This window comes from Chryseobacterium angstadtii, from assembly GCF_001045465.1.
Lineage (GTDB): Bacteria > Bacteroidota > Bacteroidia > Flavobacteriales > Weeksellaceae > Chryseobacterium > Chryseobacterium angstadtii.
The window spans coordinates 1,183,872-1,206,139 of the sequence record NZ_LFND01000003.1; the positions used below are offsets into that span (position 1 = coordinate 1,183,872).

The 22,268-nt window shown below is 38.2% G+C and carries 19 protein-coding genes; 10 read left to right on the forward strand and 9 right to left on the reverse strand.

Features of this window, described 5'->3' with window-relative positions:
- Positions 1-62: 62 nt before the first annotated feature.
- The 4 genes from ACM46_RS13195 to map all read right to left on the reverse strand — a co-directional run bounded on the left by ACM46_RS13195 (position 63) and on the right by map (position 2,956).
- Entirely contained in the window at positions 63-389 is a 327-nt protein-coding gene (locus ACM46_RS13195) for an ArsR/SmtB family transcription factor (protein ID WP_048507076.1), read from the reverse strand.
- Between the two features lie 431 nt (positions 390-820).
- Positions 821-1,294 carry a DUF6265 family protein gene (locus ACM46_RS13200; RefSeq protein WP_131707587.1) on the reverse strand — a complete coding sequence of 158 codons (474 nt, stop codon included), beginning with the start codon at positions 1,292-1,294 and terminating at the stop codon, positions 821-823.
- A 73-nt stretch (positions 1,295-1,367) separates the two neighbouring features.
- On the reverse strand, positions 1,368-2,180 hold the full coding sequence (locus ACM46_RS13205; protein WP_048507078.1) for a helix-turn-helix domain-containing protein: 813 nt from the start codon (positions 2,178-2,180) through the stop codon (positions 1,368-1,370).
- Between the two features lie 11 nt (positions 2,181-2,191).
- Positions 2,192-2,956, reverse strand: a complete 765-nt coding sequence (gene map, locus ACM46_RS13210; protein WP_048507079.1) for a type I methionyl aminopeptidase — start codon at positions 2,954-2,956, stop codon at positions 2,192-2,194.
- Positions 2,957-3,417: 461 nt separating this feature from the next.
- On the opposite strand from map, the gene ACM46_RS13215 reads away from it, so the two are divergent.
- From ACM46_RS13215 to ACM46_RS23395, 9 genes are all read left to right on the forward strand, one after another.
- Entirely contained in the window at positions 3,418-4,344 is a 927-nt protein-coding gene (locus ACM46_RS13215; protein ID WP_157859456.1) for a glycerophosphodiester phosphodiesterase family protein, read from the forward strand.
- Between the two features lie 262 nt (positions 4,345-4,606).
- Complete coding sequence (locus tag ACM46_RS13220; protein ID WP_048507081.1) at positions 4,607-5,284, forward strand: response regulator transcription factor; 678 nt, start codon at positions 4,607-4,609, stop codon at positions 5,282-5,284.
- A 56-nt stretch (positions 5,285-5,340) separates the two neighbouring features.
- The gene (locus ACM46_RS13225) at positions 5,341-6,627 is read left to right on the forward strand and encodes a sensor histidine kinase (protein ID WP_048507082.1); all 1,287 of its coding nucleotides are present in this window, start codon (positions 5,341-5,343) and stop codon (positions 6,625-6,627) included.
- 122 nt (positions 6,628-6,749) lie between these two features.
- Positions 6,750-9,809, forward strand: coding sequence for a M60 family metallopeptidase (locus ACM46_RS13230; RefSeq protein WP_173426481.1), 3,060 nt, complete (start codon positions 6,750-6,752; stop codon positions 9,807-9,809).
- Between the two features lie 165 nt (positions 9,810-9,974).
- Positions 9,975-10,403: a PepSY-like domain-containing protein gene (locus tag ACM46_RS13235; protein WP_083997403.1), complete on the forward strand. Its 429-nt coding sequence runs from the start codon at positions 9,975-9,977 to the stop codon at positions 10,401-10,403.
- A 5-nt stretch (positions 10,404-10,408) separates the two neighbouring features.
- A complete protein-coding gene (locus ACM46_RS13240; RefSeq protein ID WP_048507085.1) occupies positions 10,409-12,832 on the forward strand; it encodes a TonB-dependent receptor domain-containing protein in 2,424 nt (807 codons plus the stop codon).
- A 32-nt stretch (positions 12,833-12,864) separates the two neighbouring features.
- The gene (locus ACM46_RS13245; protein WP_083997404.1) at positions 12,865-13,665 is read left to right on the forward strand and encodes a phosphatase PAP2 family protein; all 801 of its coding nucleotides are present in this window, start codon (positions 12,865-12,867) and stop codon (positions 13,663-13,665) included.
- Between the two features lie 51 nt (positions 13,666-13,716).
- A complete protein-coding gene (locus tag ACM46_RS13250) occupies positions 13,717-14,154 on the forward strand; it encodes an SRPBCC domain-containing protein (RefSeq protein ID WP_048507086.1) in 438 nt (145 codons plus the stop codon).
- 323 nt (positions 14,155-14,477) lie between these two features.
- A complete protein-coding gene (locus tag ACM46_RS23395; protein WP_048507087.1) occupies positions 14,478-14,762 on the forward strand; it encodes a bacteriocin-like protein in 285 nt (94 codons plus the stop codon).
- A gap of 122 nt (positions 14,763-14,884) precedes the next feature.
- On the opposite strand, the gene ACM46_RS13260 is transcribed toward ACM46_RS23395, so the two are convergent.
- The 3 genes from ACM46_RS13260 to ACM46_RS13270 are packed head-to-tail and all read right to left on the reverse strand — an operon-like array spanning position 14,885 to position 17,450.
- The gene (locus ACM46_RS13260; RefSeq protein ID WP_048507088.1) at positions 14,885-15,715 is read right to left on the reverse strand and encodes a universal stress protein; all 831 of its coding nucleotides are present in this window, start codon (positions 15,713-15,715) and stop codon (positions 14,885-14,887) included.
- Positions 15,716-15,764: 49 nt separating this feature from the next.
- The gene (locus ACM46_RS13265; protein ID WP_048507089.1) at positions 15,765-17,180 is read right to left on the reverse strand and encodes an inorganic phosphate transporter; all 1,416 of its coding nucleotides are present in this window, start codon (positions 17,178-17,180) and stop codon (positions 15,765-15,767) included.
- Between the two features lie 12 nt (positions 17,181-17,192).
- Entirely contained in the window at positions 17,193-17,450 is a 258-nt protein-coding gene (locus tag ACM46_RS13270; RefSeq protein ID WP_131707588.1) for a hypothetical protein, read from the reverse strand.
- 503 nt (positions 17,451-17,953) lie between these two features.
- On the opposite strand from ACM46_RS13270, the gene ACM46_RS13275 reads away from it, so the two are divergent.
- Entirely contained in the window at positions 17,954-19,318 is a 1,365-nt protein-coding gene (locus ACM46_RS13275) for a PQQ-dependent sugar dehydrogenase (protein WP_053082704.1), read from the forward strand.
- A 304-nt stretch (positions 19,319-19,622) separates the two neighbouring features.
- On the opposite strand, the gene ACM46_RS13280 is transcribed toward ACM46_RS13275, so the two are convergent.
- Positions 19,623-20,732 carry a cytochrome P450 gene (locus ACM46_RS13280; protein WP_048507091.1) on the reverse strand — a complete coding sequence of 370 codons (1,110 nt, stop codon included), beginning with the start codon at positions 20,730-20,732 and terminating at the stop codon, positions 19,623-19,625.
- A gap of 71 nt (positions 20,733-20,803) precedes the next feature.
- A complete protein-coding gene (locus ACM46_RS13285) occupies positions 20,804-22,252 on the reverse strand; it encodes an aldehyde dehydrogenase family protein (RefSeq protein ID WP_048507183.1) in 1,449 nt (482 codons plus the stop codon).
- Between the last annotated feature and the right edge of the window lie 16 nt (positions 22,253-22,268).

Consider the following 22,268-nt stretch of genomic DNA (forward strand, 5'->3'; position numbering starts at 1 on the left):
GTATCTTTAAACTCGGACAACGTATCTCCCCGCATCTCGTAACCCGAAACCCGAACCCCGTATCATGCATCTCTATTTTGATACGCTTTCATTACACTTTCCAGCTTGTTGAATTTTTCGTCCCACATTTGGCGGAAAGGTTCTATAAAATCGGCTATTTCTTTCATTTTATTGGGATTGAGGTGGTAGATAACTTCACGTCCGTTCTGTTCAGATCTCAGCAGTTCGCATTCTGTAAGGATTTGAAGATGTTTGGAAACGGTAGGTCTTGCGGTATCGAAATTGGAAGCGATAGCCCCAGCCGTCATAGATTGTGCAGCTACCAGCATCAGGATAGATCTTCTGGTAGGGTCTGCGATAGCCTGGAATACATCTCTTCTTAAATTCATTGTGTAGTTATTTGACTACAAACATATGTGTAGTTATTTAGCTACGCAAGTTTTTTTTGAGAAAATTATATTAAATGCTTAAAATACTGCCTATTAAAAGAAAAATGGAGAACTTATGCTCTCCATTTTATTATTGAAAGTGATGTGCTTAGTGGGAATCTTTAAGCATTCACTACATATTTTTAATAGCTTCATTCTCCTTAATGGTTTAAAATTTAGCAGGTCCAATGGAAAGCCATTTATTTTCTCAGTGCAAAAGTGGATTCAACGAATTTTTAATTCTAAGAAAAGCAAAGAATGGGTTTTCATCCCTGATGAAGGTAATGGAGAGTTTCGGCCGCCTCCGGCGGCCGAAACCTTTTATTTTAAGTTAGAAAATGTTGTATTGATAAGCGAAAATGATAGAAGGGAAGTTTTATTTAAGAAAACCCTTATTTTATTTTTCTCATCGGAAAAGCCTGTTTCCCTTTTTTACCATTCATCGTTCCTGAGATTTCAGCCAATAAAGAATCTTTCCTGATTTTTTTATAGGTAATCGTTTGGGGAAAATCATTCTGTAGATTTTCGAATACAAGTGAAGTAGGGGTAGAAGCAGGTGTTGATACAAAATCAACAGGCAGTTCACCATGTTGGCCTTTTACAGATACCATATAATGAAGCTTTTTGTCTTTTTCTACCAATCGTACAGTTTCTGAAAAGATCGTGTCCTTTTTATTCAGATAGTAGCTTTTTCCCTGTAACTCAGTTTCACTTTTCCGGGTCCAGGTTTCATAGAGGCTTCCTTTTGGTGTTTTTGTTTCCCAGGTTCCGAGAAGCCATTCCAGTTTCTTTATTTCACTTTGTTTTGCAGTCCAGGCAGATAAAACGGCCAGCCCGATAGCTGAAAGAATCAGTTTTGTTTTCATTGTCATCCTATTTTTATGATAAGGACAAAGTTCCGGATCTGTTTCCATCTAAAATTGTAAGAATGCGACATCGCTAATCCGAACCATAAAAAAGAGAAGACATTTTCAGATTCTCTCCATAGAACTCTTTCGGAGTAAGCCCTGTAAAATCTTTAAAATCTTTGATAAAATGAGCCTGATCATAATAAGCGGTTTCATGAGCCAAATCTGTAAAAGAGGTAAATTCATTATTGAGAAGAAGCTTCAAAGCAGCTTGCAGTCTGATGGTTTTTGAAAGCTGTTTAGGGCTGAGACCTACGGCAGAAGAAAATTTTCTTTCAAGCTGTCTGCGGTTGATATTGGTTTGTCTGGAAAGTTCATTGATGGGAATTTGGCCACCAGCTGTAAGAATCGTATCTATTGTAGATTGTACAACCCTGTCAATAGCTTTATCATCCAGTTTTTTGCGTAAAAAATCTTCAACAGTCTTTATTTTCTCCTCTGCCGTCCTGCATTCCAGTACCTCTTTTTCCAACTGAATTCCGTCTTCTCCAAACAGCTGATCCAGAGAAACCGCCTTATCATCCATTTCTTTAATAGGAATCGTTGCAAACGGAACAAATCCTTCATATTGAAAGCGGACAGAAAATATTCCGGTGATTCCTGTAGGTTCTATCACAAGCGGTTGGGTGAGCTGGCCAAAGACACAGCTTCTGGGCTGCACAACTGCTTGATCATCACTCATATATTGTTTATACAGATCTCCATAATGAAAAATCATTTCCATACAGCCGTCGGGAACTATAGTCTGCTGTTGGGGAATATTCTCTTTCGGATTTTCCAGAATCCAGTAGCATTTAATCAGAGAAGCAAGCTCCGGGTCTGGCTCGAAAGTTTGATAGTTCATGATTATTTTACTTAATTGAGTATGCCATTCATTTTGGTTAAAATAATAGGCTGTCCGTCGGTTACTACAATGGTATGTTCATGTTGTGCCATATAACCGCCTTTATTTCCGACCATTGTCCATCCGTCATTCAGCTCCACGGCAATCTGAGATGATGTTGATATAAATGTTTCAATGGCCACCACCGAATTCTTTTTAAAACGTCTGGAATCGAAGCGGTTTTTATAATTCAGAAGTTCATCAGGCTGTTCATGCAGACTCCTTCCGATACCATGTCCTGCAAGATTTTTAATGACTTTAAAACCTCTTTTTTTCGCTTCCGTTTCCATGAGAAAACCAATATCTGCTATTTTTACACCTCCTTTAATGCTTTGGATGGTTTTTTGTAAAATTTCTTTGGAAGCATCCACTAATTTTTGATGCTGATGAATATCTTTACCGATCACAAAAGAAGCTCCGTTGTCTGACCAATACCCGTTGAGCTCTGCGGAAACATCAATATTAATCAGGTCTCCTTCCTGCAAAACCCGTGTATCGGTAGGAATACCGTGGCAAAATTCATTGTCAACACTTATACAGGTCCAGCCGGGAAATCCATAGGTAAGATAAGGGGCCGATTTGGCACCGAAACCGGAAAGAATTTTCGCTCCATATTCGTCAAGATCTTTGGTCGTCATACCCGGGCGGGCATAATCAATCATTTCTTTGAGCGTATAGGCAACGGCTTCACTGGCTTTCTGCATTCCTATCAATTCCTGTTCATTGGTTATAGACATGATTTTTATTTTTCTGGTTGATAATGGTTTATAAACAACAAAGTTAGGGAATTTAAACTTGTATTTCTGTAAAATGGAAGGATTTCAAATCTATAGGCTAAGGCTGAGACTGAGACTTAGAAAAGTCAATGGTCAATTTTGCTACGCAAGTGAAATATGGAAGTCTTTCAACTCCAAGATACATCTCAAATAACTCATCATTTCTCGAAACTCTCAAACCCGAATCCTGTATCTCGTAACTTTCAGTATATCAATCTTAATTTTCTTAACCCGAATCTAGGTTAAATAACATGATATTACACTGGATGTGACTTAATTTTAAAACTGGTATAGGAACAGAATGCAAAAATATTTTTTCTTTATTCGGTGAAATATGAAGTAGGAAACCCTGTGATTATGATAATATTGATCATTTTCGCAGACAATCCTTCACTAAAATAAAACCATAAATGTTAATTATTATGATAAGAAAAAACCTATTTAAAACAGCAGCCATTGTATTAGGCTGTTTAGCACTTCATGCCTGCTCGGATCAGGACGGAGATTCTCCGGAAGTTATTTCCAAACCTAAAATTATTGCCCACAGAGGCGGTAGGGTTGATTTTCCTGAAAACACTCTTCTTTCTTTTGATAAAGCCCTTCAGACAGGAGTAGACGGAGTGGAAATGGATATTCAGGTGAGCCAGGATCTTGTACCTGTTCTGTACCATCCCGGGGATCTGAATATCTGGACCAACGGAATGGGTAAAGTATCTTCTTTACCTTTTACAGAATTAAAAAAGCTCAACGCTGCGTGGAACTATGATCCTCAGAATAATTATCCTTACCGAAATAATCCCCAGTCAATTCCCAGCCTGAAGGAAGCATTGAATACCATTCCTTCTAAAGTGCCAATCATTTTAGATATGAAATCGCTGCCTGCCGGGACGCTGATACAAAGCATAGCAACCGTTTTGGATGAGCTCGGTGCCTGGAACCGTGTGGTTTTCTATTCCACGACGAGAGAACATTTGGATGCCCTGAAAGCCTGGCCGGCCGCTCAGGTATTTGAAGCCCGTGAAATTACACGTCAACGCCTGCTTGAATACAAAATCAACGGAAAATTTATCGCTCCGGACAAACAGGTTACCTGGATCGGTTTTGAGCTTACCAGAAATTTTAATGTCAGTGAACCCCTTACGCTAGGTGATGGCAATACTGCAATTACTGTTAATTTATGGGATAAAAATCTTGTAAAAGCCATTAAAGGTCAATCTGGTAACATCAAAATAGTTCTTTTCGGGATCAATACAGCCGAAGACTATAAAACAGCCGCCGAGATTGGGGCAGATGCTGTAATGACAGATGCACCAACTTTGCTGGTTCAGGCAAGATCTGCCATGAAATAAACAATACAGGTTGAAACCGGAATAGGGAAGTTCAAAACTCCCGTTCTCTTTAATACCCTTGCTAAGGTTTAAAATCTTGGCAAGGTTTTTTTATTTTATGGAGCAGACAGAAATGAAACTCTATTTTCGGCATCAATAACTCTCATTTTCTCGCTTCAAACTCTCATACATGATCACCCAAACTCAGGTTAATTAAGACTGAAAATTGCTTATTTTTATAGTATTCAAAATTTCTTCAAAATTGAATATATAATTTTGCAGCATGAAAATCCTGATTATTGAAGATGAAACAGAACTTGCAAAAAGTATCTCCGAATATCTTTCCGGAGAAAATTACCTGTGTGAGTTTGCCTCTACGTTTAACGATGCCATGAACAAAATAGGGGCTTTTCATTACGACTGTATCCTGCTGGACATTATGCTTCCGGACGGAAACGGCCTCGCGATCCTGGAAGAATTAAAAAAACAGAACAAACAGGATGGTGTCATTATTATTTCCGCAAAAAATGCTTTAGACGACAAAATCAAAGGATTGCAACTGGGTGCGGATGATTATCTTACCAAACCTTTTCATCTTTCGGAGCTGATGGCCCGGATTTATTCCATTATCCGAAGAAAGCAGTTTAACAATTCCAATATCGTTAAGCAAAATGAATTGCAGATTGATCTTCTGGCTAAAACCGTAAGCATTAACAATACAGCGATTGCCCTTACCAAAAAGGAATTGGATCTGCTTATCTATTTTATTGGAAACAAAAACAAAGTAATTTCCAAAAGTACATTGGCAGAGCATCTTTCGGGAGATTTTGCCGATATGCTGGATAATCATGATTTCGTATATGCTCATGTGAAAAACCTGAAGAAAAAGCTTTATGATGCGGGGTGCGATCATTATCTCAAAACCGTTTACGGCACAGGGTACAAATGGGAAGCCTCATAAAAATATTATATCTAAAAGCAATACCAGAAATTTACACTAAATAATTACGATTGAAATTGAAACCATTATTAAGCAAGACGACAAAACCTTTTATTATTTATGTCCTTATTATTTTGGTCATCAGTATTCCCGTCTATTATTTTGCCGTTGACACCATTTGGAAAAGTGAACTGGATGAGCATAATACAACAATCGCTGAGAAAACAGCCTATCAGTTCAACAATTTAAAGCTTTCCGATAAAGAGCTTGAAAAAAGCATCCGTCTATGGAACCAGATTCAGCCTGCCACAGATATTGAAAGGATTCCGTTCAATTATTTAAAAAAAGATCAGTTTTTTACGGTTGAAAAGCAGAAAACCTTCATGTCCAAACCTGAAACGGAACGGTACAGATGTTTAAAAAAAGTGATTTATATTCACCATGTTCCGTATCTTTTCACGGTAGAAACCAATATTGAAGAATCTCAGGAAACCGTTGCTGCCATTGCTGCCATTACGATCTTTTTCTTTATTCTTATTGTTGCCGGATTATTGTTTTTGAACAAGAAATTATCCACGTCTATATGGAAACCATTCCGGAATACCTTAGATAAGCTTAAAACCTTTAATCTCAACAGTCAGACCAGAATTGAATTTGGTACTACCGATATCACAGAATTTGAAGAGCTCAACCGGTCTTTAACTCAATTGATGGAACACACGATTTCTGTATTCAGAACGCAGAAGGAATTTACTGAAAATGCTTCCCACGAACTACAGACTCCTTTGGCCATCCTTAAAAACAAGCTGGATATTCTGCTTCAGACGGAACATCTTACGGATCAGCAGTATCAGATTGCGGAAGAGATGAACCGGGCACTGACAAGAAGTTCGAGAATCAATAAAAATCTTTTACTGCTGGCTAAAATTGAAAATAATCAGTTTGATAATTCGGAGACTATCCTTTTTGATGAACTGTTGTTTCAAAGCATGGAAGTATTGCAGGAACATTTTGAACAGAAAAAAATTCTGGTCAGCACCCATATTCTGCCTGATATAAAAGTAAGGGGAAACACTGGCTTAACGGAGGTTCTTATTAATAATTTACTGTTGAATGCCATACGGCACACTTCATCCGGCGGATCAATTGCTGTAAATTTAACGGATTCCAGATTTGAAGTTGCCAATTCCGGAACCGAAAAACTGAACGGCGATATGCTTTTCAAAAGATTCTCAAAACTATCCACAGATACCAACGGAAGTGGTTTGGGACTGGCCATTATCAACGAAATAGGCAAGTTCCATTATTGGAAAATTGAATATAGATTTGAAAATAATTCGCACGTCTTCTCGGTAGCTTTTTGATGGCTTGCTTTACATTATTAACAAGCAGAAAATGCAGAGAAGTTTCAACAAGTACATTGTTTTTTTTAGATTCTGCCAAAGAAATAGTAAATTTACGCTTAACTACTAACAAAATATTATATATGAAAAAACTACTCTTGTTTTTCTCTGTCTTATGGGGATTACATGCATCATCACAATTGTATCAGGTTCCTGTGTATTCGGTCAGTTCTCTGCAACCTGCACAGCAAGGGAATGAAGTATCTAAAATGCTTGATGGTGATACCAGCACCATGTATCACTCTAAATGGTCCCAGAACGGAATTCCGGATGAACTGAAGTTCTATTTCACCACCAACGTTATCAGCCTTAAAAAACTGGTTTACACTCCAAGGCAAGCGGGAGGTTCCAACGGGATATGGACGAATGTAAGCATTTCCTATAGTACACAGGCCGCAACCAATACTTTTATCTCGTTAAACAATAATTTAATCTGGGCAGCCAATAATCAGGATAAAGAGGTTGTTTTTCCGACAGCAATCCAGAATCCTTACATGATTAAAATTGCAGTAAACGCAGGAGTAGGAAACTTCTCGAGCTGTGCAGAGATGAAATTCTTTTCCGAATCACAACCTGTAGTTGCTGATGGTGCGGACTGTACCATCAATACAGCAGAGTTAAGTGTAAACGGAGCCAACGATGTGAAGGCCGCCATTGTACCTTCGGGAACAACTGCATCCTCTTTTCAGTCAGGAGAAAATATCGACAAATCTTATGATAATGATGTCAATACGCTGTATCATTCTTCCTATGGCAATACGGTTTTTCCGGTGGTGCTCAATTACAGATTAGACGGTGTTACGCCTATCGATTACCTGAAATATACTCCAAGACCCAGCGGAAGCAACGGTTTGTTTGGAAGTGTAAGCATCAGTTATAATACAACGGCCAACAGCACGTTTGTTCCCCTGATGTCTTTTGATTTTCAGAATTCTTCAATACCTGTGAATGTCTATTTCCCCAATCAGATTACGCCTTTAAACGTAAGAATTACCGTAAACAACGGTCAGGGAAATTTTGCGAGTTGTGCTGAAATGGGCTTTTACAAAATGGGGTCTTCAGGAACAGCCAATCCTTACACGAATATTTTTGCCAACAGTCTTTATTCCGCATTGCAGTCCTCTGTTACGCAGACCGATATCGATGGAATGGCATCACCATTCTATAAAGGTTTAGCACAGTGTCTGTTCAACAGGACTTATGTCAGTAAATACAGGGTTCAGAATTACGGGGTTTATCCGCCGATTGCCGTTACGACTGGGAATTTAAAGGTAGGATCCGGCTACGACAGTTTTGAAAACCCTACTGGGATGGTATTTACACAGGGAAGCAAAGTAGCCATGTTTGTTCAGAATATTCCTTCGGGAACCACTGTTTCATTACAGGTGAAGGATTTTTCTACCGTTCTTGGCGGTACTACTTCTTATTATGAGCTTCACAATGGTTTGAATGTATTTCAGCTTACCAACAGTGGTTTAGGATACATCAGCTATTATAATACAAATGCGGCATTACCGGATATTCAGGTTAATATTGTTTCGGGTAAGGTGAATGGGCTTTATCATTATCAGACCTCTACGCAAAGCGACTGGCAAACGAATCTTACAAATTCGGCTTATCATATGATGGATGTTGTAGGTCAGCACACTCATTTGGTTTATAAAAAGAGTATGCTGAAAAATTATTCTCCTTTTAATCCTGCAGAACTTGTTGCAAAATACGATCTTATTGTAAAGAATGAATGGCTGGTGATGGGTCTGTATAAATATAATTTGATTCCAAAAAACAGAATGTTCAGCTACAGCAATAATGGCGGAGGCTGGTACGCAGGCGGATTGGGTATCAATATGGACTCCGACTGGGGCGAAGAAAGTATGGCGGATGTGAATAGACTGTCTTTATGGGGTCTTGCGCATGAATTCGGACATATCAATCAGATTAGACCGGACCTTAAATGGATCGGGACTACGGAAGTAACGAATAATATGCACAGTGCATGGGTAGATTATCACATGAATCCTGAAAACGACGGAATGTCCCGTCTGGAAAGGGAATCTGTAGAACCTGCCACAGGAATGGCCAGCATAACGGGAGGAAGAATAAACGGAGCTATTCTGAATACTACGATCAACCAGGAAGCTTTGCAGGGGAATGCCAATACGGATGTCTTTAAAGTACTGGTTCCTTTCTGGCAGCTTGAATTGTATTATCAACTGGCAGGAGCTTCACGAAATGCACCGACTCTTTCCTTAAATTATCCAACCAATTATACGGGAGTAGACTACGCACACTGGTTCGGAATGGTGGCCAATATTGCAAGAAGCTACAATGCTTCAGGTGTTTCCAATGGTGAACTGGTTCTGAATTTTGTAAAAAATACCTGCGCAGTGACTCAGGAAGATTTAACCGGATTCTTCATCAAAACCGGGTTTTTAAAACCAATAAACAGGTCTATTGATGATTACGGCGTTGGGCAGCTTACCATTACTCAGGCTCAGATTGATGCTACGATTGCTTCTATACAGGCTCAGAATTATCAGAAACCGGTTTCTCCGGTAATGCATTATATCTCCACGAGAAGTATTGCGGCTTTCCGGGATCACCTTCCGCTGAACGGACAAACGGGACAGGGAGTTACTTTGAGTAATAATTATCTTACCGTACAGCACAGTACCTGGAAAAATGCAGTCGCTTATGAAACATTCAATGCCAATAATGAATTGATTTATGTATCGGTGACGGGTACTGGCGACACGACCAATCAGACTACAAAGGTGTATTATCCTTCTAATGCTGCTTCTGTTTACGCAGTAGGGTATGACGGGCAGAAAATTCTGGTTTATCCTGCTATGACACTCACTGCTAAGGAAGTGAAGACTAAAGATTCAGAATGGGTGGTTTATCCTAATCCTGTAGAGCAGAATGGTTCAGTTCACATTAAAGTTAAAAACGCATCTGGGAATTACCGTGTACGGATTTCAGGTATGGACGGAAAGACTATTTTCAGCTCAGAAGGGAATATTGAAACTATTGAAAAAGCAATTAATGCCATTCTTCCTCAATATCCTTCCGGGACTTATTTACTTTCTCTGAAGGATGCCAAAGGCAATGAATTTAAAACCGTAAAGATCATCAGGAAATAATAATCCCTGAATTCTTTTCAAATAGAAAGCACAGATTTTTGGTCTGTGCTTTTTTTATGTTGAGAACCATCATTTATTTTATCAAAAGAAGTCCGCAAAACTGAAAATTCTAAATTTCTTCTAAATCGTTCCTGAATATTGTACCATCAATTAAAATTTAAAAAAATGAAAAAATTAATGTTTCTATTCACAATGGCTTTAGCAGCAGCTTTTGTTCATGCTCAGAAAATTCAGCAGAAGAACGTTCCTGCATCAGTTCAGAAAGGATTTCAAAAACAATTTCCAAATAATAAGGAAGTGAAATGGGAGAAAGAAAAAGAGAATTATGAAGCAGGATTCAAATTAAACGGAACTAAAACATCTGCCATATTCAATATTTCAGGAACTCTTCTTGAAACTGAAACAGCCATTAGCCAGAATGCTCTTTCGGCTCCTGCCAAAGCGTACGTCGCCAAACATTATCCTAATCAGAAAATAAAAGAGGCGGCCAAAATCACCAATGCAAAAGGGGAGGTCACCTATGAAGCAGAAATCAAAGGGAAAGATCTGATATTCGACAACAACGGACAATTTTTAAAGGGAATTAAAGACTAAACATAATGAACAAGAAAGGACTGTTACTTTTTCCGGTTTTCATGATCTCTTCTTCTTTCGTTTTCGCACAGGTTACCAACGTAACCATTTCAGGTATTGTTAAGAGCAAAGCAGGCCAGTCTGCTCTGCCTTACGCCAATATCGTAGCTAAAAACGAAAAAGACAGTGTATTTGTAGCTGGAACCATAACCAATGAGGAAGGGCGTTTTTCTCTTACCAATATGAAACCTGGAAGTTATCATCTGGAGATTTCCTCTTCAGGATATCAGTCTTCCGGCAAGCCGCTGTTTGTCGGAAATCTGTCTGAGTTCCTGGAAATCCCTGTTATTGAACTTGAAGAAATAAAGGAAAAAGAAACCAAAATAGAAGGTGTTGTAGTAACCGCTTCCAAAAAGAATGAACTGAGCAATCAGCTGGATAAAAAGACGTATTCTTTGGCAGATAATATCAGTCAAAGTGGTGGATCTGTCCTGCAGAGCATGCAAAACCTACCTGGAATCACCGTACAGGACAATAAGGTACAATTAAGAGGAAACGACAAAGTTACCGTTCTGATTGATGGTAAACAGACCGCTCTTACAGGTTTTGGGAGCCAGAGCGGACTTGATAATATTCCGGCTTCGGCTATAGACAAAATTGAGATCATCAACAATCCTTCTTCAAAATATGATGCCAACGGAAATGCAGGAATCATCAATATTATTATGAAGAAAAATAAGCAGAGTGGCTGGAACGGAAAAGTAGGTTTTACTTACGGTACAGGGTCTTATTGGGTAAGAAAGGAAAATCTTCCGACTATAAGGCCTCAATATACAATCACACCTAAAATTAATCCTTCACTTTCTTTGAATTACAGAAAGAATAAGGTGAATATTTTCCTGCAGGCTGATAATCTGTACACGGAAACCCTCAATAAAAATGAATTTGTCACCAGAACCTATGATGACGGTACAGTGATCAATTCACAGCTGAAAAGAAACCGGAATACCAATTATCTTACAACCAAAGCCGGAATTGACTGGAATATAGATGCACAGAATACTTTGACCGTTTCCGGATTGTATGGAAGTGAAAAAATTATCGACCGTGGAGATCAGCCTTTTTTCAATGGGGATAGGTCCCAGCGTCTTCGTTTGTGGCAGTTTTTGGAAGATGAGCTGAAAACCACGGTAATGGGAACTGCTTCTTATCAGCATAAATTTAAAGAAGCCGGGCATGTATTGAATGTTGGATTCAACTATACGTTCCACAGAGAAGATGAAAAATACTTTTATGACAATTATCTGCCGGCTTCTACGGGAACAGATGCGTTCAAGTTGCTGTCGGATGAACAGGTGTATGATTTTAATGTAGATTATGTAAAACCATTGAAATATGGACGGATTGAGACCGGAATTAAACTGAGAAACAGAAGCATTCCAACCAATATGAATTTCATTCCGGGAGCCAATTCGGTTCTAGATGTTAATGCCGGCGGGCAGGCCACTTATAAAGAACTGATTCCTGCTGTGTATGGAAATTATGTTTTCGAGAATGAAAAATGGGAAGCAGAATTGGGTGTAAGGCTGGAATATGTAAAGATCCGCTATGATGTCAACCCGAACCATCCAACTTATAAGAGTGACAGCTATAATTATACGCAGCCGTTTCCCAATATGAGATTAGCGTATAAACTTAATGACCATAATAAGCTTTCGGTATTTTACAACAGAAGGGTAGACCGCCCGAATGAAGTGGATATCAGAATTTTCCCCAAATATGATGATGCTGAGATTATTAAAGTTGGAAATCCGGGATTAAGACCCCAATTTACCAATTCCATAGAAGTGGGGCATAAATATAACTGGGACAACGGTTATCTGTATTCTGCATTGTATCATCGTTTTGCGAACGGAACCATCACCAGAATTTCAAGTACGGTGCCCGGAAGCAATTTGATTTATGCGGTATTTCAAAATGCAGGAAAAAGCCATAATTCGGGGTTGGAAATGATCTGGAATCAGAAGGTTTCAAAAGTATATTCATTCAATATCAATGGAAATGTGTATAGGAATCAGATCAATGCCTTTTCAGTAGAAAATCTTTATCCACAGCCTCAATTATTTTCTGCCAGCCGGGAATCAGCCATTTCAGGAAATGTAAAGCTGAACAATACTTTTAAGCTTTCTAAAGGATTTGACGCTCAGGTTACAGCTGTTTACTTAGCTCCTGATATTATTCCACAGGGAAGAATCGGTTCCAGATTTTCAATGGATCTTGGGGTAAAAAAATCCATTCAAAATGGCAAAGGAGAATTATTCCTGAATGCAACCGATCTGCTGAACACCATGGTGATTAAGAAAGAAATCCAGGGGAACGGCTTTGCCTATACCAGCGATGATTATTATGAAACGCAGGTTGTCAGGTTGGGATACAGTTATAAGTTTTAATTCACGAAGAAACAAACTAATACATAGAAAAAATGTCCAGATATTCACTAGAAACAATCATCTCCCTGATTTTTTTAATCTCAACTTACGGAAAGTATACTGCCCAAACGGCCAATGACAGTGTCCAGGTGCAGGAGATCAAACCGGACAGCACGACAGTCAGTTTACCAACGGAACAAAACCGTCTGAATTATAAAAGCTTAATTATCCCTGCAGCGTTCATTGGTTACGGAGTAGCAAGTCTGACTGTGAAGGATCTCAAACAGCTCAATTTTTCTACCAGAGACGAAATTAATGAGCACCGGCCGGATCATATCAGACTGGATAATTATACTCAGTTTGCACCTGCGGTTCTGGTGTACGGATTGAATGCTGTAGGTGTTGAAGGGAAGCATAATTTCAAAGAGAGAAGCATTATATATGGTACTTCAATGCTTATTACATCTGCTATTACCATTCCGTTAAAGCATATTGTGAAGGAGGAGAGGCCGGACCAGTCCAATACGTTGTCTTTTCCGTCCGGCCATACGGCTATTGCGTTTGCTTCAGCCCAGTTTATGTACAGAGAATATAAAGATGTTAATTTCTGGCTGGGAATTTCGGGATATTCATTGGCTGTTTTCACAGGAATCTACAGAATGCTGAATGATAAGCATTGGGTAGGAGATGTTGTAGCGGGAGCAGGATTCGGAATTCTTTCCACGGAACTGGCCTACTGGCTGTATCCTAAAATCAATACTATGCTGGGTGGTAAAAATAAAAAATCAGCCACAATGGTCATGCCATATTATCAGAATAAAAGTATAGGGATAGGTTGGGTTAAAACATTTTAAGTAATTCCCCTGTAAATAGAATTATATTTACAGTCTTAAAAAAATAACACAATGGCATTTGAAGTAAAAACAGAAATTTTGATTCATTCAACACCGGAGAAAGTCTGGTCTATTCTTTCGGACTTTGATAATTATCCTAACTGGAATCCATTCGTAACCTCGTTAACTGGGGATGTAAAGGCGGGAAATAAGATTACAGTAAAAATAGAGCCTCCGGAGGCAAGTTCAAACACCTTTAAACCAACAGTTACCGCATTTGAGGTTAATAGAAAGCTGAGCTGGCTCGGAGTTCTGTTGTTTCGCGGAGTTTTTGACGGTGAGCATAAGTTCGAACTTACAGATAATGGAAATGGTACCACAACGCTTGTACAAAGTGAAAATTTTATAGGAATTCTTGTTCCGTTATTTAAAAAGCAACTTGACAATAATACAAGAAGAGGCTTTGAAGCTATGAATACAAAGCTTAAAGAATTGGCAGAACAAAAATAAACAGGACCGAAGTTCGGTTTGAAAAGTTCGTTAATTCATTGATTTTGCAAGGTTTTATGAGGAGATTTTACATATCTCCTCATTTTTTTTGTTGAGTTATTTTAAAATTTCCAAAAAAAATTGATTATGAGAAAATCCTAAAATAAAGCCCGATTTAATTTGAAATCAAGGAGATAGAAATAAAAATGATATATACAAAAAATACCAGTTATGTTAATGAAATATTAAGTTATAAATAATTTTGATTAATTTATTCAAAATAATATACACATATTGTAATTATTCTTATCTTAGTGATGTATTAACAATATAAAATTATACACATGAAAAACTTTAAAAAATTAGACAGAAACGAATTGAAATCAATTTCAGGTAACGGATTATTAGATAACATCGGTGGTGTTATCGGCGGACTAGGTGGAGTAGTTGGCGGAGTAGTAGGTGGTGTAGGTACTATCGTTGGTGGTGTTGTAGGTGGTGTAGGAAATACAGTAGGAGGCGCTGTAAACGGCGTAGGTACTCTTGTAGGGAATACACTATGTAATGTACAATGCGTAATCAATGGAGTAGTACACATCCAGGTACTTTCTTGCGGATCTACTTGCTAAGAAACAGGTTGAAAAAAGCACAGGGGCTGTCTCATCATTGAGACAGCCCCTTTTTATTGGACGCAGCAGGATCAATAAAATACTACTTTTTAGCGTTTCGTATTTGTAATCGCAACCTTTCTTTATTCGTGAAGCACCATGACTGCTTTAACAGATTTATTTAATATTTCATTTACGGTGCTGCTTGCAAATAAACGATAAATAATGTTATGATTACGCTTCACTAAACATAAAATATCTGTTTCGTGAGTTTCAATAAAATCTATAATTCCGTTTGATGTTTTACCCTCGTCGTCCATATAGTTAAAATTAATTTCAACGGAAGGCAGCTGATCTTTTAATTTCTTTTCTCCATTTTTAATCACCTTAGCATCAATTTCTTTTTCGGAAATATGAAGAACTTCCAGCTTTTTCGGACTGGAAACCTTCAAGATCTGGTTGAGTGCTTTCACATCCTTCACCGACAATCTGGCTGTTTTAAAATCAGTAGCCAGTGTGATCACGGGCACTGAAGGCAATGTACTTTCTAAAGGTACAATCAATGTAGGGATTCTCATTTTTGTAACCGCCATACTGGCATTGCTTCCCACAATTCCTTTAATACCTGTAGCGCCGGTAATTCCCATTACTAAGAAAGATACATCATAGTATTCTATATATTTAGTGATTACACTCCGTAAAAAACCTACGTCACAGATGGCCTTAACGGGTATTTCTTTATACTCATCGTTTGGTCTGACAGCTTCTACCCATTCTTTTAGAGCTAATCTTTTCTTCGCATAATAATCTTCAATGAAAATAGCGTTATAAGTACTGTTGTTAATGCCTTCCGTTGGATGAATGGCATGCAATACCGCAATTTCCATCTTTAAAATTTGAGCAAGAGACAGCGCATAAGCCAATGCATTTCCTGCACTGTTTGAAAAATCTGAGGCAACTAGTATTTGTTTCATTTCATTTCGGTTTTTAATAATGATAAATTAATCAAAAGGGGGATCGATATTAAATAAACAGATGGAAAACGGTAAATAACAGCAATGACAGCAATATGGATACGGGCAAGGTGAGCACCCAAGCCAAGCCAATATTTTTTAATGTAGCCCCGTTCAGATTGCTTTTACCGCCGGAAGCTACCATTGAACCCGCAATACCGCTTGACAAAACATGGGTTGTACTAACCGGAAGACCTAAAAGTGTGCTCATCCCAATAGTAGATGCTGCCACAATTTCACTTGAAGCTCCCTGTGCATAATTCAGATGCTCGTTACCGATTTTTTCCCCAATCGTTACTGCAATCCTTTTCCAGCCTATCATTGTTCCCAGGCCTAAGGAAACGGAAATCGTCATAATTACCCAGATTGGTGCAAATTCAACCAGCTTTTTGAGCTCAGACACTTCACTATTCAAAGCTTTTCTACTGGTTTCATCAATAGTTATGCCTTTATTTTCATTGAATGCCTTCATAGAATTGATAAGCCCTTCCACTTGTTTTCTGAATCGATAAGTTCCTTCCTTATCTTTTTCATTTTTATAATCAAGATACATTTTTACAGCATCAATTTTATCATTCAATGCAGTAAATTCTGCACTGTTTTTAGTATTTCTGACAGCAATTTTTTCTAAAACACGTTCAGTTTGATTCAATGTATGAATTATTTTATCATTAGGAATATCATGATTGATCGCAAATTTAGCAGGCAAAAATGCAATAAGTATCAGCATGAAAAGACCAACCCCTTTTTGTCCGTCGTTACTTCCATGGAAAAAGCTGACCAAAGTACAAGTGGTTACCAGAATAGCCCTGATCACTAAAGGAGGCTTATCATTTTCGCCTGTCGGGATGTGAAAAAGAGCTTTGTATCTCACAACATATTTAAAGAACCACATCAATAAAACGGCTAAGCCAAAACCAACAATCGGTGAAAGAATAAGTGAAAGACCAATTTCTTCTGCCTTATGCCAATTGACACCACTGCCACCATAATACCACGTAAAACCTAAACCGGCACCGATTAAAGCTCCGATAAGAGTATGAGAGCTTGAACATGGAATACCTAAGTACCAGGTTCCGAGATTCCAGATAATGGAAGCCAGTAAAACAGCAAGCACCAGACTCGCTCCGACAGCTATCGGGAGCGTCATGAGTGCATCCATTGGAACAAGTTTTAAGATCCCCATAGCCACAGCTATTCCTCCGGTAAAAACTCCTAAGAAATTCCAGAATCCGGACCAGGGGATAGCAATAACAGGTTTAAGGGCTTTGGTATAAATTACGGTTGCTACAGCATTGGCTGTATCATGAAACCCATTGACGAATTCAAAAGCTACTACAGCAAGGAGGCATAGTGCAAAAACAATTACAAGGCCTGTTGTTAAATCCGATTCACCTAAAATAGGCAGAACATTGTCTAAAAGCATGGTGTGTTTTATTTAGATTGAAATAATTAAATTGTAACGGAAACTACCAACGGTATTGCAAACGTGCTGTAAAAACATCATCCTTGAGATCATAAAACGATTGTCTGAGTTAGCTGGAAAATTTCCTCCGGAAAAAGAAGTTATTCCAGGAGACTGTGCTTTCTGGAACTGAGTCTGTAGATAGCCCGTAATCTTAATGTCGTGAGGATCATAGCTTGACGTGGCATTGTTATTTTGTGCTGCATATCTAAGAGGCAATATAAGCAGCAAGAAATATAATTTTTTCTTCATTTGTACAAATGAACGATGATTATATTATCTCGTTGTTAATTTACAGTTAAATAATTGACAATTATTTAACAGATAGAATTAAATTAACGATTATTCGCAACAAAAAGTTACTTGTTGATTAATAATAACAAATCACATGTATAAACTTGTTGATAATGTTATAGGTAATACTTTATGTAATCTACAATGGTAATCAGTGTAGGTTAGTACACATCCAAACAGGGAAGTCTTCATGAGGAAGATAGGAAAGAGTTCAACTAAAATTAATTATGTTAATAAATAAAAAAATTTAAATTAAAAAGAAAATAAAAATCAATGAAATAAATATAAAGAAATAAGATTTTTATAATTAAAAATTCACACTTATAAAAAAGCTTTAGAATAAAATACATAACTAATTATTAACCAGCATTTAAGACACTTAAAAAGTATTGCAAATATGTGTTTTTTTTCTAAATTTGAATACACCAATACTTAAAATAATGATAAAAGTTTACACCCTCGCTATTGCTGTATTTATGAGTATTCAGCTTTTTGGACAAACAAACGACTATTCCGTAAGAGAAGTTAAAAGTGGATTATACATTCCCTGGGACATGGTGAGCGCACCTGATGGCAGTATCTGGTTTACACAGAGACACGGATCCATCTCAAGGCTCAATCCGGCTACAGGAGTTATGAAACAACTTATCTTTGAACAAAATGTGGCTATCAATAACGGAGAAGGAGGAATGCTTGGCCTGGCTCTTCATCCCGATTTCCCCAATACACCTGAAGTATTTTGCTCTTACAATTATTACCTTAACGGGAATGACTATCGTGAAAAATTAGTGGTCTACGAATATAATCCCACTACAGATGCTCTTACCTATAAAAGACTGATCGTAGATGGTATAGAAGCTGATGTTATTCACAACGGGAGCCGTTTACTCATTAGTAATAATAAACTGTATATGACTACCGGAGATGCAGCAGATCAAAGTTTTCCTCAAAACACATCATCACTGAACGGTAAAATTCTCCGCTATAACCTTGATGGCACTATTCCAAGCGACAATCCTATTCCCGGTTCTCCGGTATGGAGTTTTGGCCATCGTAATCCACAAGGGCTTACCATGATGGGAACCAAGCTCGTTAGCAGTGAACACGGTCCCAGCAACGATGACGAGATCAACATTATTGAAGCCGGCAGAAACTATGGCTGGCCCAACGTAGAAGGCTATTGCAATCTGCCTGCAGAGGTCACTTTCTGTAATGCCAACAATGTTTATGAACCCGCCAAGTCCTGGACACCAACGATTGCCGTATGCGGGATTGAGTTTTATACACATCCTCTATTTCCTCAATGGCAAAACAAATTACTCCTGGCTTCGCTGAAAAATCAGGCCTTGTATGTGCTAACATTCAATGCTAATCAAAATACTATTATTTCACAGGTGGATATACCTGAGGTAAGTTTTGGAAGACTAAGGGATGTACTGGCTGCGACCAATGGGAAAATTTATATCAGTACCAGCAACTCAAACAGTGTGAATAACAAGGTTGATAAAATTTACGAAATATACGATCCTACACCTTCCTTAAATACAGATGAAACAATAGCTTTAAAAAACAATTGGGTGGTAAGCCCGGTTCCTGCACATAACAGCATCACTCTACAAAACAAATCGAATAAGGGCAATACAGAAATTGATCTGGTGGACATGAGCGGAAAACTGGTAAAACAAATCCAGTTTCAGGGAAAAGAAATGCAGATAGATATTACAGACTTAACCGCAGGATTTTATTATATGAAGATTAAGGAAAAAGGGGAGATATCACAGGTTTTAAAAATTCAGAAATTATAAAGATATTTTTTAGTTCAATTAAGAAAAGACCAGTATTTTATTAAAGCACTTCCGGAAATGGCAAGTGCTTTTTTGAGATTTATATAAAAAAGAATTCATGTAATGAATACGGAATAAACCACAACTAATGAACACATCGACAATTAAAATTAAAAATGAAAACTTATAAAACAAAAAACCAAAGCAAAAATAAATTTGCTCTGGTTGAATTCATTATTTTTATGCTTTAATCTGTATCATTATTTCAGGACTAGTCATAAGTGAAAATTTGGCTAAAAAATAAGCCCTATAAATACTATAAAAACTATCCTAACTCTACTTTCATTGAAACAATATCTCTGGAAAGTACATTGCTGAACCATTCTTCAGAAAGTATTTTTGATTTCGGGAAGAATCTATAGAACTCTTCAAATGCAATTTCTGCCTCCATTTTAGCTATATACCATCCAATACAATGGTGTATTCCTTTACTAAATGAAAAATAACTTTTTAAAGGATCATCACTGTCTTTAAAATCATAATTGGCGGAGGCCAGAATTACAATCAGCAAGTCTCCTTGATATAACTTTGTTCCGGAAAGTTCATATTCTGCATGTACATATCTTGGAAAAGCACTATTGGCTGGAGGTGTACGAAACAGTATTTTATCTGTCAACTGATGATCTGGGGCGTTCCCACTATTAATGATCTCACGCAATCCCTGGATAATGAGGCTGGCTGTAGTACCTGATCCTGCAATAAAGAGCAAAAGACTTACACTCAATACTTCTTCGTCTGTGAGACCTGCATTTAATAATACAGAAATAATATCAGTTCCCTGATTGTATATTCTTTTATGTTCAATAGTTTCTTTAATAATCTGATGAAATGTAACAACATTTTTCAAATGATCTTCAGGATACGTTTTTACCATCTGCAAGGAAATCGCATATTGCGGAAAATGTTCATTCCACTTCAAACCCAGCATTTTAGCAATCACTTTTACGGGAATGGGATATGAGAAATTTTTCGCCAGATCTATAGATTCTCCTTTCTTCCAACCTGACAACAATTTCTTTACTTCATCGGTTATGTATTGACGGTAATTTTCTAATATCTCTATGGTAAAAAACTTTTCAAGTGGTTCTCTCAGTTTTTTATGCTGAAAACCATCCGTAGCCAGAAGATGCATCGGCTTTGGAATGGCCTCTGAAAAAGGATTATTCTTATAAGACTGTTCTTTTGTAGCAGGGCTCACCTGAAATACATTTGCTGATGTAAGAACTTCCTCAACCTCCTTTCTGCGGGTAACCAGCCAAACCTTTGGGCCATCCGGAAATTGATATGGATAAAGCCCATTTTCTTTACGCAGTCCGGATAAAATACTATCAGGATCGGTAGCAAATTCTATTGAATCAAAATCTATATCACTCATATTATTTTTTTTAAATAAAGTACTGCCATTATTCGTTGGGAATAATGACAGTATTTCAATATTGTAGAAATTTATATTGTTCCGTGCTGATGAACAATGTGTTTATGCTCCAGAAAGTCGTTCAGAGAAGCTAGCCCGTTCAGTCTGCCTAATCCACTCAACTTGTATCCTCCTTCTTCAAACTCATCCCGTACTTCAGCCCAAGCATTGATCCAGACTGTTCCGGCTTCCAGCTCTCTTACTATCTTTAAAGGCAGATCTACATCCTGACTCCAGACGGAAGCTGCTAAACCATACACATTGTCATTCGCCAGCTCTACAGCTTCCTGGGCCGTTTCAAAAACCTGTACCGTAGCCACCGGACCAAAAGTTTCGTCCTGTATAATTTCAAGTTTATTGTCCGATACCTGAAGGAGTGTAGGGCGGTAGAAAGCCCCCGAAGCCAGTGGTCCTTCGGTTATTTTTCCTCCGCGTACCCGTACTTCAGCCCCTTCGGAAATAGCCTTTTCAACAATTTTATCTACTCTTTCCACATTGGCTTTGTCAATCATTGGCCCCATATCACTCCTGGAATCAGCAGCTGGGCCTACTTTTACGTTTTCCAGTCTCTCAGAAAGCTTTTTAATTAATTCATCAGCGATCCCTTTTTGTACAAGTATACGGCTGCCTGTCATGCAAAATTGTCCGGCAAATACAGTAATTGCTTTCTCAAGAGTGGGTACTGCAACATCCAGATTCGCATCATCAAATATCAGCATTGGTGTTTTTCCACCCAGCTCGAAGCCAAACCTTTTCAATTGTGGAGCCCCATTATGCATTAGTATTTTACCTGTATGTGTACTTCCTGTGTAAGAGACAGCAGGAACATCCGGAGACTCCACAATAAGGGCAGCACCTTCGCTTCCGCTTTCGGTAAATTGATTGATCACGCCTTTGGGCAAACTTTTCACTGATGCAAAAACTTTATTGATCAGTGCATTTACCTGAGCAGTCTGAGCCGGCATTTTAATAATTGCTGTACATCCTGCAGCCAAAGCGGGTGCCAGCGAACGGATCATCAGGATAATGGGGGAATTCCAGGGAGCTATAACTCCGGCCACCCCAATGGCCTCGGTGAGTACCACACTGAAAGAACCCGGTGAAGTTTCCAGGGCACGGCCATGTTGCGTAAGTACATGTGCAGCAAAATACCTGAGTTTTGGTACCACTAAACCAAATTCGAATTCAGCTTCTCCACGTATTTTTCCATTTTCCAGCGTAAGCATATCTACCAACTCTTCGTGATGGATTTCAAACTGATCTGCCAGTTCATTAAGCACTTTATATCTTAGTTGACGATCGGTTTTCCAGCTTGTCTCTTTAAATGCTTTTTTTGCAGCGGCTATCCCCTGTGCGGCTTCTTCTTTTCCGCCATCTGCAAAAAAACCTATTTTTTCACCATTTGCAGGATTTGAACTTTCCCTGTAATTGCCATTATCAATCCATTCTCCACCGATCCAGTTTAATGCTGTAGTATTCATTCTTTTGTAATTTAAG

Excerpts from the sequence above, each read along its gene's own strand:
- ACM46_RS13260 (WP_048507088.1), bottom strand. The coding sequence starts at position 15,715 with ATGAAACAAATACTAGTTGCCTCAGATTTTTCAAACAGTGCAGGAAAT.
- ACM46_RS23395 (WP_048507087.1), top strand. The coding sequence starts at position 14,478 with ATGAAAAACTTTAAAAAATTAGACAGAAACGAATTGAAATCAATTTCA.
- ACM46_RS13215 (WP_157859456.1), top strand. The coding sequence starts at position 3,418 with ATGATAAGAAAAAACCTATTTAAAACAGCAGCCATTGTATTAGGCTGT.
- ACM46_RS13285 (WP_048507183.1), bottom strand. The coding sequence starts at position 22,252 with ATGAATACTACAGCATTAAACTGGATCGGTGGAGAATGGATTGATAAT.
- ACM46_RS13220 (WP_048507081.1), top strand. The coding sequence starts at position 4,607 with ATGAAAATCCTGATTATTGAAGATGAAACAGAACTTGCAAAAAGTATC.
- ACM46_RS13275 (WP_053082704.1), top strand. The coding sequence starts at position 17,954 with ATGATAAAAGTTTACACCCTCGCTATTGCTGTATTTATGAGTATTCAG.
- ACM46_RS13235 (WP_083997403.1), top strand. The coding sequence starts at position 9,975 with ATGAAAAAATTAATGTTTCTATTCACAATGGCTTTAGCAGCAGCTTTT.
- ACM46_RS13245 (WP_083997404.1), top strand. The coding sequence starts at position 12,865 with ATGTCCAGATATTCACTAGAAACAATCATCTCCCTGATTTTTTTAATC.
- ACM46_RS13200 (WP_131707587.1), bottom strand. The coding sequence starts at position 1,294 with ATGAAAACAAAACTGATTCTTTCAGCTATCGGGCTGGCCGTTTTATCT.
- ACM46_RS13240 (WP_048507085.1), top strand. The coding sequence starts at position 10,409 with ATGAACAAGAAAGGACTGTTACTTTTTCCGGTTTTCATGATCTCTTCT.
- ACM46_RS13230 (WP_173426481.1), top strand. The coding sequence starts at position 6,750 with ATGAAAAAACTACTCTTGTTTTTCTCTGTCTTATGGGGATTACATGCA.
- map (WP_048507079.1), bottom strand. The coding sequence starts at position 2,956 with ATGTCTATAACCAATGAACAGGAATTGATAGGAATGCAGAAAGCCAGT.
- ACM46_RS13195 (WP_048507076.1), bottom strand. The coding sequence starts at position 389 with ATGAATTTAAGAAGAGATGTATTCCAGGCTATCGCAGACCCTACCAGA.
- ACM46_RS13250 (WP_048507086.1), top strand. The coding sequence starts at position 13,717 with ATGGCATTTGAAGTAAAAACAGAAATTTTGATTCATTCAACACCGGAG.
- ACM46_RS13205 (WP_048507078.1), bottom strand. The coding sequence starts at position 2,180 with ATGAACTATCAAACTTTCGAGCCAGACCCGGAGCTTGCTTCTCTGATT.
- ACM46_RS13280 (WP_048507091.1), bottom strand. The coding sequence starts at position 20,732 with ATGAGTGATATAGATTTTGATTCAATAGAATTTGCTACCGATCCTGAT.
- ACM46_RS13265 (WP_048507089.1), bottom strand. The coding sequence starts at position 17,180 with ATGCTTTTAGACAATGTTCTGCCTATTTTAGGTGAATCGGATTTAACA.